Source organism: Neopararhizobium haloflavum, from assembly GCF_002750855.1.
Taxonomy (GTDB): Bacteria; Pseudomonadota; Alphaproteobacteria; order Rhizobiales; family Rhizobiaceae; genus Georhizobium; species Georhizobium haloflavum.
In genome coordinates this window covers 1-9,323 of the sequence record NZ_NWUC01000018.1, presented here as the reverse complement: position 1 = coordinate 9,323, position 9,323 = coordinate 1, and the positions used below count along the sequence as shown (strand labels likewise).

The following is a 9,323-nucleotide window of genomic DNA, read 5'->3' as shown; positions in this document are numbered from 1 at the left end:
GTCTTGCCATGGTCAACGTGACCAATCGTGCCAATGTTCACATGCGGCTTATTGCGTTCAAACTTGCCTTTAGCCATGCGGCTTTCCTCAATTTTCTATCGTGGTTCGGAAATGGGCTGGAGCGCTAATAAGCGCAAACTCCGCCAAGTTCAAGCCATCGGACGGTGACGGCGCACCCACGCTCGCGCGCCATCACCGTCCGACGTTTCAGCGTCGGCGGGACACCGCAAGTCGTGATCGCGTTCAACTCATGCAACATGACTTTTGACAGCAGCGAACTCTGGCCGGACTGATATAATATTCGCTTTTATTGTCTCATTTCAAACACTCCTGCCGCCCTGAAGTTAACCAATTGTTAGGAATGCATTGGCGCGACCTTTGCAAAGGTGCGACATTCCAATGACTTGGAAGGGACAATCCAAAATCAGGAGAGGCAGATGACAACAACCGCCACAAAGAACGATATTCCGGACATGACATCTATACTACGTCGCGGCAGCGAAGACGTTCCGCTGAGCAGCATCGAAGGACCGGATCTTGCGTCCGCGGCGATTTCCGAAGCGGGGACTTACCCCCCCGTCCGCCTGCCGAGCCGCATCCCCGGAGGATTGAAGGGTGTGACCGACGATCTGGAGCGCCATGCACGCGACTGGCGCAACACCTATCGCATGCTGGAGCACCAGCGCCCGCTCCTCGAAGCCGCCGAAATCGAACGCGACAGGCTGCATGACACGCTGAGCCGAATCGTGCCGCGCGTTCACGATGCGAACCGGGGTCTGGTCGCCAGCATGGAGATGGCCAAGAAGGGCGATTTCTCGGGTGACCTGTCAGGCCAGTTTGCCAGGAGCCTGACCGCTCTCGATGAACTGGAAGGCATAGCCGAGGCGCTCACCTCGAATCTGCTCCAGATGCGTGCGACGTGGGAGCAATATGCTCGCACCGTCATCCGCGCGCAAAAGCAGCGTGACGAACTGAAGCCGGGCATGGCATGAAGGGATCATGTTCGAGACGTTGGAGCGGGTAGCGGGAATCGAACCCGCATATTCAGCTTGGAAGGCTCCTAGAAATCGTGTGTTTTCAAGGGCGCGTGTCAACGCAGTTAGTTCATATGCATTAACTCACCTATATAAAATGACACTGTGTCAAGTCACACCAACGGGGTCGGCAATATCGCCGCCGACCCTCGTTCCATAGTTTGCCGCATATTGCAGCGCTGCTGGCATCGAAGTCGCTACAATCGGACCTCTTTCGATACAGCGGTGGACAACCGGTGAAGAATTGTAGTCGATACATCGCTTCAGCCGCAGTTGTGCCCACGGAAAACTCGAGGCGATAATTGAAGAAGCTTACACCACGAACGCGCCGATGGTTCATCGCGAGGGCTTCAAACGAAGCCAAGAGGAGTTCGCGCCACCGCCGCTTTCGCGTTGGCACGGTCGTCGGCCCTGACTACGGTCAGACGGTATACCTGCCTTCTCCCAGAGCAAGAATGCCCAAAGTGTTTTGCTTCGATGCCAATCCAATCGAGTCTATGGATGTTATCAACTCACTCAGGCGCAGCTTGCTCACTGCCTCGCCTTCTGGAGTGCGAGCTTTACGCAGACGGGCTGGCGACCCCAACAAGGAAAAGGGAGCACCGAGGTGGATCTCTCCTTACATAGACTTTGAGCCGATCGAGTTCATCTCACCCTCCGCCGCACTCGTGCTGGCCGCCGAGTACGATCGAGCCCGCCGTCTTCATGAAGACACGATCGGCGCTATAGGTCGGCTATTCGTAGTGAATGTTGGAAAGTGGGACCGAGACGTATTCAGGACGCTCTATGAGATCGATTTTTTCGAGTTGCTCGGCATCAAGCAGGGGCTGAATGAACGAGCATTTCAAACGATCCTGCCTCTGCATTCGGGAAAAAAAACCGATGCTATCACGATACGGAAGCTTTTAGATGCGCTCGAGTCAATGGTTGAGGCGGCTGGTTTGAAAGCCAAGGATGAGTGCTTTGAGATTAATGGTGCGTTAGGTGAAGCTGTTGAGAATGCGGTCTTAAGAGCCTACCCAGCTAACGGATCATTTGCTCACCCTCATGTGAACAGATGGTGGATGACGGCAGCCATAGATCCAGCTTCGCGCACGATGTACGTGGCAATCTATGATCAGGGTGTATCGATCCCCGGATCATTGAAGGATTGGAAGCGTTTTGCAGGTTTTCGGAAAAGGTTTTTTTCGTTGTTCTCCAAGGAGCCGAACCTAGAAAACCAAGAAAACGACGGGGAAATCATCCGCTTAGCTATCGAAGAATCCGCGAGCTCGACCAACCTGGAAAAGCACGGGAAGGGATTGAATCACATGAAGAGCTTCATAGATGATTGCAAGGATGGCACAATTCGCATTATAAGCCGGCGCGGTGATTATAGCTATGCGAAAGGGTCACGGCCGTTGGTCCGTAACTTGGCGCAAGGCATCGGCGGAACACTCATTGAGTGGCGGGTGCAGTTACAATGAACCCAATTGAAGACAAAATTGATATGCTTGATATAGCTGCTGATTTTTCGCAGACGCCTGGCGGTCGTTATAAGAGACATGGCGACTTTAGTGGTGAGCTGTTTCGCGAGAAATTGCTAGCTCCACGTCTAAGAGACGCGGTGAGCAACGGTCGTGTGCTTCTTGTTCGGATTGACACTGTCAATCGCTCTTATCAGTCGTCTTTCCTTGATGAAACGTTTGGCGGCTTGGTTCGTGACGAAGGATTCACCGCCGAAGAAATTCGCGATCATCTTATGATCGTGAGTGAAGCTCCTCGCTTTCAAAAGTATCTTCGCGCTGCTCAAACATATATCAAAGAGGCAGTTGAGGAAGTGCTGGCGCCTAAGGCGGCATTACACTGACTGCATCCGCGTTCAATGCGTTCATTCCGGTAGCTACTCTATTTGCGGCCATTGTAGGCGGCACCATTACCTATGCAGTGATGCGGTGGAGGCATCGGGCTGATAAGGCCGAAGCCCAGGTGCGGATTCTCAGGTCAATGTTCAGCGACCTCGCCGATATGTCAGCTAGCTATTGGTCGAAATCTCGCAGGACCGCCTCAGTAACCACAAACTCAGCCATGAGCAGCTTTAATCCGTCTCTTGACGAAGCGATGATACTCGGTCGTCTAGCAAGTGTTGAAATGCAGGTTGAGATAACAGACCCATTGCTTAGACGGATAGATCTGTTGGGCTTAGATATATATTGGGTTCCATTTCTCGACGCTTTAACGGGCGGCGGGTTTTCGAACCCTGGTCGTGCAGCCGATGCGGCGCGAGCAGAGAATGTCCAGATTTATGCAGCAAAATTGATGGCCGCCTACCAAACCGCCTTGGTCAATAGCTATTGAAGAACCGGCTTAGAAGGCGCGTGGAAATCTAACCAGATCAACAACTGCTCCAATTTCCGCACGGCTAGTCCGGCGTGAACAAATCGCGAAACTTGGAACTTTCGGATCCACCATCGGTGGCTTGCAACACCGCTCGTGGTCCGCTCAGCCGCTGCGCCAGCCATTCCAGCAGATAACTCCCCATCCATATGAGAAAGCCGCCGAGCAGCGTCCAGGCGGCAATGATCGCCCAGATCGCGCCGCGAGATCGCTCGCGGATCTTGCCGCCGAGTTGATGGATTAGCCATCCATCGCCGACGCCGCCTTCTTCGACGATCTTCGAAAGCCGCTATGGCCATTGAAGGCTGGCAGAGACAAGCGAGCACAGAGCGAAAAAACTTGCGGCGAAATTTTTTCTGTCGCGGGGGAATAATTTATGCAGGTCGACCGTCCTTCCACCGAGCACAATTCGGTTCAGAACAATAAGGGAGGACGTGATGACCACTGTAAACTCGGTGAAACGCCGCCAGTTCCTGATCGGCTCGGCCGGTCTTGCCGGCGCGGCCGCAACAGGCTTACCCGCGATCGCTCAAGGGAACGGAGAACTTCCCGCCTACGTCGCTTGGAAGGACCCAAGCGACATGATTGTCCATACAAGTGAGACGCTAGAGACCACGCGCGCCGCACAGGGCGATGCGCTCGTTACGCCATCGAGCGATCTCTACATCCGCAACAACCTGCCCGCGCCCTCCGAGGAGATCGTCGCCGATCGCGATGCTTGGGAGATGTCGGTTGAGGGCGTCGCCGAGCCCGGCGCGATGACACTCAGCGAATTGAAGTTGCTCGGATCGCAGACGGTGGTAGCGGTCCTGCAATGTTCGGGCAACGGTCGGGCCTTCTTTGACCACGAGGCCAGCGGTTCGCAATGGGCTACCGGCGCGGCAGGCAACGTGATCTGGACGGGCGTTCCGGTCCGTGCCGTGGCCGAGGCCATGGGCGGCGTCGCGGGCAACGCTGCGTTCCTGACCGGCACAGGGGGCGAGGAGATTCCCGAGGGCCTACCGCCCGAGACCATTCAGGTTGAACGCTCTGTACCAGTGGAGGCTATGGAACAAGCCATTCTGGCCTGGGATATGAATGGTGAACCGATTCCGCTGGCCCATGGCGGCCCACTGCGGCTGATCGTTCCGGGCTATTACGGTGTCAACAACGTCAAATATCTCAAGCGGCTCGCCTTCACCGCCGAGGAGAGCCCAGCCAAGATCCAGCAAACCGGCTATCGCGTGCGTCCTGTTGGCGTCTCGGGCGACCCGTCGCAGCCTTCGATGTACGAGATGAGCGTCAAGTCGTGGATTACCGGCCCGCTTGAGAATGCCAATAGCGGTCAGGTGCGGATCGAAGGTCTCGCCATGGGTGGCACTAACGCGGTGGCAAAGGTGGAGGTATCTACTGACGGCGGCGAGAGCTGGCTGGAGGCCGAACTCCTCGGCCCCGACTTGGGCGCATATGCCTGGCGGCCCTTCTTCCTCGTCGCAAACCTGGACGCCGGGACCCACACGCTCGCGAGCCGCGCCACCAACAGCAATGGTGATACGCAGCCGGAAGAGTTTGAACCCAACGAGCGTGGCTACGGGCACAACGGTTGGCGCGGCCATGCCGTCGACGTGACGGTTGGATGAGATCGGGGCAATGGATGTGCAAAAGATGAAAAGTCGGCTAGTTCCCGGCACACGCATGGCGATTGCAGGCGCGATGCTGCTTATAAATTTTGGCGGGCCGCTCGCCGCGCAGGAGGTTGATGCCGAAGCCGGCCGGACGATCTTCTCGGAGGCGGCGCAGCCTCAATGTGCGCTTTGCCATGTCCTCGCCGACGCGGAAGCCGAGGGCAAGGTGGGGCCAAACCTCGACGAGCTTGAGCTCGACGTGGAAAAGGTCCGCGCCGCTGTCACGAGCGGAGTGGGTGTGATGCCCGCATTCGAGGGCAAATTGACTGAGGAAGAGATCGATACGGTCTCGGCGTATGTCGCGGAGGTTGCTGGCAGCGGGGACTGACGCCTCAGGCGCAGGTCTCAGTCTTTGCAACTTGGCGGGCGAAAGCCAGGCGATCCATGTTTCTATGTTCTGGATCGGTTACGGCCTTGAGATAAGCCTCGATCGCCGCAAGGCGGTCGGGCTTCATGCCTTCTGCTTGGACGGCGTAGCGACGTCCATCGACGATCCAGACATCCGGCACATCGGTCTCATCCGCATACCCATCCTCTAGTCTCAAAAGCGTCAGGCGGCAGGCGTTGCGTCCCGCGTAGTGACCGGCAATGCCTCCCGACACTTCGCGAACGGCCACTAGGGCCAATCCAGCCGGGGACAAGTCAGGAAGTGGACCACCCCTCGTAAGGCGGGCTTCGGCAGGTTCTTCACCCGAGGTTAGAAAGCTTTGCTCGAGAAAGGTCTTGTGGATCGAGGCCAGGTCCGTTCGGTCCGCACCGGGCATCGCGAGGAAAGCGGCGATGGCCAAGGTTGCCGCGATCGCTCCGCTCCAAGCGAGAGGACGGACCCAGACGGGCGACGCCGTATCGCCGACGGGACGCATCTTTCGCAGGCTTTCGGACTGGGCATGCAGCCTGGCTGCCGCTGCAGCCAACTCCGGTTGCCGGGACAGGCGCCGGGCGAAGGCACGATGCTCGGGCCTCGACAGCTCGCCATCAAGATACGCGTTCAGAGTTTCCCAGTCCTCATCGCTCGGATCGGTCACGGTGTGCTCCGTTTGTCGCTCTCGGCTTCGATGATCCGGTCACGAAGCGCACGTCGTGCGCGACTGATCCGGCTCATCACCGTCCCGCGCGGCACATCGATGATGTTCGCTGCCTCGTCGTACTTGAAGCCCAGTATGTCGATCAGGGTCAAAATTTCTCGCATCTCGCTCGATAGAGTCGCAAAGGCCGCGCGGACATGCATGTCCCGCTCGTGCTCCGGATCATCGGAGCTCTCAATGGACAGACGTGTCTCGCGCTCAAGATATTCCCGGCGGACGCGACGCTTACGCAATTCGTCGGCGTTCAGGTTGCGAATCGTTCGAAATATCCAGGGTTTGAACTCACCGAGACGTCGCGGCGGCGCCTCTGCGCGCAAGGCTCGGGCCACGGCGTCCTGGACGAGGTCGTCACCATCCTCGCGCCGATCGCTGATTGAGTAGGCATAAGCTCTCAGCTCAGGCAGAAGCCGCTCGATATGCCGTCGTCGGCTCATCAGCTTGAGTATCCGCGTTCACCCGTACTCATTCATCGTCTTTAGATGCCGAGGCCACCGCCTGCAACCGGAATGCAGCGGTTTCCAGGGTCTCGACCCTCGCACGAGGCGACGTGTCGGTCGAAAGGTTGATTCTGGCCCACTGAGTCCCGAATACACAAAAAATCCCGCTGCCTCCGAGGACACGGCGGGATCAATGCAACGCCCCAGCTGACTGTGCATGGGGAGAACCGTCCGGACGGTGCAAGGTTCCCTCACGGAGGGCTGCGAGATTCGCGCCCCGCCTCCCGCCGATCGTCATTCATGCTGTCGATCTTCTGGCTGAGCACCTCGACGCGTGTCGAAAGACCGTTCACGTCGCGCCGGATCAGCTCCAGGCTCGATATGATCGTCTCCGACAGCCGGTCGATACGATCGTTCGTTTCGCCGAGCGAGCCCTCCAGGACGCCGACGCGGTAGCTGAGATTGTCCATTGGCGTGACCGCTTGGCGAAGCCCCGCAATCGATGTGTTGATCTCGGCGAACTTTTGATCGTTTGCCTGCGATCGCATCTCTCGCGCGGATTCGATCGTCGCGATACGGCTCGTCAGCTCCGCCCACGCCCAGGTGCCGGCCATGATGCCGGCGGCGATCGCAATGATGGTCGGGACATTGACCGTGATCCAGTTCAGTCGAACCGCACGATCCTGATGGACGTCCATGTGTCTGTTCTCCGCCATATGGCCCCGGTGCCCTTAAAAAACGTGTGATTGGTAGGCTGGTTTCAGTCGGCGTTCTTGGGCGCGCGATAGCTGTCAACGACGCCCATGATGAACGCGGCCGTGCCGGTGATGAGGACACCGATTGCGGCACCGACCTCCGCCGTATTGAGTTCCGGCGGCAGAACATCGAAGGCGAGCAGCAGCGTGACGACGGCGCCGGAAAACCCTGCTCCCTTGGCAATGCCTTTGCCGGCCCCTTTGGCCTTGCTCACCTGGTCCATCGGCGAGGATCGTGCAGTCGCGGCCATGGCGGCCTCCTTTATGCTGGATGAAGATGGGGCAAGCGCCGCCTCGATCGCGGCGAAGGTCTGCGGCCCGGCATAGCCATCGACGAGGATGCCGGCCTCGCGCTGCAGGTCGCGCACGGCCGCTTCCGTCATTGGACCGAAGACCCCGTCGACCGCTCCGCCATAGTGGCCGAGCCGGGCAAGGAGCGTCTGCAGCGCGCGCACCGATGCGCCGCGCATGCCGCGCGACACCATGCGGTCAGGGATCGACGGCAGGTCGCCGGCGGGTGGCTGCCAGGGCGTGTCGGGTATGCGCTGCCATTTGGCAAAGGCTGCTGCCATGCGGCCGTGATAATTGTGCTTGGCGTACCCCGGCCCATTGTAGCCGCGTGCGACGGCCTCCCAGCGATGGCCTCTAAGATCGTCGGCAATGCTGGCCACGATCAGATACTGCACCATGGCTTCGAGGTGATGTTCCTCATCCTCCATGAAGGCGCGCACCATCGCCTGCGGCGTCTCATAGCCGACCATGGCGTGGTTCTCGCCAAGGATCTGGGCAAGCCCCCAGGAGGCCGATTTGAGCGCCGCCGTCTCGTCGATCGCCATAGCCTCGATCAACCGCGGATAGCTATCAGCCGGATAGGGACGCGTGCCCCAGCTGCGATAGGCAAGCCCTGCCCGCTCCGCCTGGTCCCGCTTGTCGCCGGACAGGTTGCGGTAAAACACGTGCGGCTCGAACAGCATCTTTGGCCGCCCCTGCCCGTCAAAACCAGATCCTGCCGCCTCGACATCCATGAAGGCATGCAGTTCGTCTTCGCCGACGCCAATCCGGTGGCCGATGCGCGGCAAATCGATATCGTCGAGGCGCGCGGCCGCGCCCCGGAAACTGGTCCAGTCGGTCATCAGGATCTCCGATGTCAGAAAGAGCGGCCTAGTGCCGCGTATCGCGATGGCCGCGATGCTTGATCAGCCACCATGCCGTTGTCGCCAGCGCCATGACGCCGCCGATGACAACGCCACCGGCGGCAAGTGCAGGATTCGGCGCGCTCTGGATGACGCAGAGGCCGAGATCGAGGTGCGAGCCGATGTTGACCGCGCCGTTGAGATAATCGACGTCATGGGCGTCACAACACGATCGCCACCATCCGTCGATCCAATAGGTGCAGCCGTCCATCAGAGTAGCGCGCACTCGCGCCAGAATTCGTCGATCTGGCTCGCGTTCCAGCCGTAGAGCTGCCCTATCAGGTCGGCGAGAGGATGGCTTCTCAGAAACGTCGTCGCGCCGCGCACGAGCATCCGCGCCGGGAACCGCTCGGCCTCTGGAAGCTGCTCAATGAGCGCGCTCATTGCTGCCGGGATCGCGCCGGAGCCAACTGCATCAAGAGCTTCGGCTTCGGAGATTTCGCCACGCAAGGCGAGACCTTGAAAAAACTGGCGGTCGGATATGATCTCTGGAACGGGCGGTTCAAGAGCGGGCGGAGGCATAAACGCCTCGCCATCCCAAGTCCAGCCGATTGAAGCATTGCCCGCGTCCACCAGCGTCTTGCCGGGCAATTCGAAATCCGGTCCCGCTTCGATAATGTTGACGACGATCCCGCCGTCTATGACTGCGCGACGTGTCATTGCTTGACCCTCTTGAAACGAGTTATGCGGACTTCACCACGGGCGCCGTTGCCACCCTTTCCAGATCGTCCTGCGCCGCCCCCGCCGCCGCCGGGTATCTGTCCGGGCGAGGCGTTGCC

General features: G+C 59.0%; 12 protein-coding genes. 6 read left to right on the top strand and 6 right to left on the bottom strand.

The window, feature by feature from the left end:
• The first annotated feature begins 473 nt into the window (after positions 1-473).
• The 6 genes from CN673_RS20345 (at position 474) to sorU (ending at position 5,402) form a co-directional block, all read left to right on the top strand.
• Positions 474-992, top strand: a complete 519-nt coding sequence (locus CN673_RS20345) for a hypothetical protein (RefSeq protein WP_245410018.1) — start codon at positions 474-476, stop codon at positions 990-992.
• Between the two features lie 497 nt (positions 993-1,489).
• Positions 1,490-2,500, top strand: a complete 1,011-nt coding sequence (locus CN673_RS20340; protein WP_157928979.1) for a hypothetical protein — start codon at positions 1,490-1,492, stop codon at positions 2,498-2,500.
• Positions 2,497-2,883, top strand: a complete 387-nt coding sequence (locus CN673_RS20335; protein ID WP_099868247.1) for an STAS-like domain-containing protein — start codon at positions 2,497-2,499, stop codon at positions 2,881-2,883. The genes CN673_RS20340 and CN673_RS20335 overlap by 4 nt, the downstream gene beginning before the upstream one ends.
• A 137-nt stretch (positions 2,884-3,020) precedes the next feature.
• Positions 3,021-3,371 (top strand): hypothetical protein, encoded by a 351-nt coding sequence (locus tag CN673_RS20330; RefSeq protein WP_157928978.1) that lies wholly within the window; start codon positions 3,021-3,023, stop codon positions 3,369-3,371.
• 476 nt (positions 3,372-3,847) lie between these two features.
• Complete coding sequence (gene sorT / locus CN673_RS20325; protein ID WP_099868245.1) at positions 3,848-5,029, top strand: SorT family sulfite dehydrogenase catalytic subunit; 1,182 nt, start codon at positions 3,848-3,850, stop codon at positions 5,027-5,029.
• Between the two features lie 25 nt (positions 5,030-5,054).
• Positions 5,055-5,402, top strand: coding sequence for a SorU family sulfite dehydrogenase c-type cytochrome subunit (sorU, locus tag CN673_RS20320; protein ID WP_099868250.1), 348 nt, complete (start codon positions 5,055-5,057; stop codon positions 5,400-5,402).
• Between the two features lie 4 nt (positions 5,403-5,406).
• On the opposite strand, the gene CN673_RS20315 is transcribed toward sorU, so the two are convergent.
• The 6 genes from CN673_RS20315 to CN673_RS20290 form a co-directional block, all read right to left on the bottom strand.
• Entirely contained in the window at positions 5,407-6,099 is a 693-nt protein-coding gene (locus tag CN673_RS20315; RefSeq protein WP_099868244.1) for an anti-sigma factor, read from the bottom strand.
• Positions 6,096-6,593: an RNA polymerase sigma factor gene (locus CN673_RS20310; protein ID WP_099868243.1), complete on the bottom strand. Its 498-nt coding sequence runs from the start codon at positions 6,591-6,593 to the stop codon at positions 6,096-6,098. Before CN673_RS20310 ends, CN673_RS20315 begins: the two co-directional genes overlap by 4 nt.
• 254 nt (positions 6,594-6,847) lie before the next feature.
• On the bottom strand, positions 6,848-7,294 hold the full coding sequence (locus CN673_RS20305; protein WP_099868242.1) for a hypothetical protein: 447 nt from the start codon (positions 7,292-7,294) through the stop codon (positions 6,848-6,850).
• A gap of 62 nt (positions 7,295-7,356) precedes the next feature.
• The gene (locus tag CN673_RS20300; protein WP_099868241.1) at positions 7,357-8,484 is read right to left on the bottom strand and encodes an N-acetylmuramidase domain-containing protein; all 1,128 of its coding nucleotides are present in this window, start codon (positions 8,482-8,484) and stop codon (positions 7,357-7,359) included.
• A 28-nt stretch (positions 8,485-8,512) separates the two neighbouring features.
• A complete protein-coding gene (locus CN673_RS20295; RefSeq protein ID WP_099868240.1) occupies positions 8,513-8,755 on the bottom strand; it encodes a hypothetical protein in 243 nt (80 codons plus the stop codon).
• Positions 8,755-9,204 carry a hypothetical protein gene (locus CN673_RS20290; RefSeq protein WP_099868239.1) on the bottom strand — a complete coding sequence of 150 codons (450 nt, stop codon included), beginning with the start codon at positions 9,202-9,204 and terminating at the stop codon, positions 8,755-8,757. The genes CN673_RS20295 and CN673_RS20290 overlap by 1 nt, the downstream gene beginning before the upstream one ends.
• Positions 9,205-9,323 lie beyond the last annotated feature (119 nt).

Bases quoted from the DNA above. Each gene is read 5' to 3' on its own strand.
- CN673_RS20345 (WP_245410018.1), top strand. From the start codon at position 474: ATGACATCTATACTACGTCGCGGCAGCGAAGACGTTCCGCTGAGCAGC.
- CN673_RS20340 (WP_157928979.1), top strand. From the start codon at position 1,490: ATGCCCAAAGTGTTTTGCTTCGATGCCAATCCAATCGAGTCTATGGAT.
- CN673_RS20335 (WP_099868247.1), top strand. From the start codon at position 2,497: ATGAACCCAATTGAAGACAAAATTGATATGCTTGATATAGCTGCTGAT.
- CN673_RS20330 (WP_157928978.1), top strand. From the start codon at position 3,021: ATGTTCAGCGACCTCGCCGATATGTCAGCTAGCTATTGGTCGAAATCT.
- sorT (WP_099868245.1), top strand. From the start codon at position 3,848: ATGACCACTGTAAACTCGGTGAAACGCCGCCAGTTCCTGATCGGCTCG.
- sorU (WP_099868250.1), top strand. From the start codon at position 5,055: ATGAAAAGTCGGCTAGTTCCCGGCACACGCATGGCGATTGCAGGCGCG.
- CN673_RS20310 (WP_099868243.1), bottom strand. From the start codon at position 6,593: ATGAGCCGACGACGGCATATCGAGCGGCTTCTGCCTGAGCTGAGAGCT.
- CN673_RS20305 (WP_099868242.1), bottom strand. From the start codon at position 7,294: ATGGACGTCCATCAGGATCGTGCGGTTCGACTGAACTGGATCACGGTC.
- CN673_RS20300 (WP_099868241.1), bottom strand. From the start codon at position 8,484: ATGACCGACTGGACCAGTTTCCGGGGCGCGGCCGCGCGCCTCGACGAT.
- CN673_RS20295 (WP_099868240.1), bottom strand. From the start codon at position 8,755: ATGGACGGCTGCACCTATTGGATCGACGGATGGTGGCGATCGTGTTGT.
- CN673_RS20290 (WP_099868239.1), bottom strand. From the start codon at position 9,204: ATGACACGTCGCGCAGTCATAGACGGCGGGATCGTCGTCAACATTATC.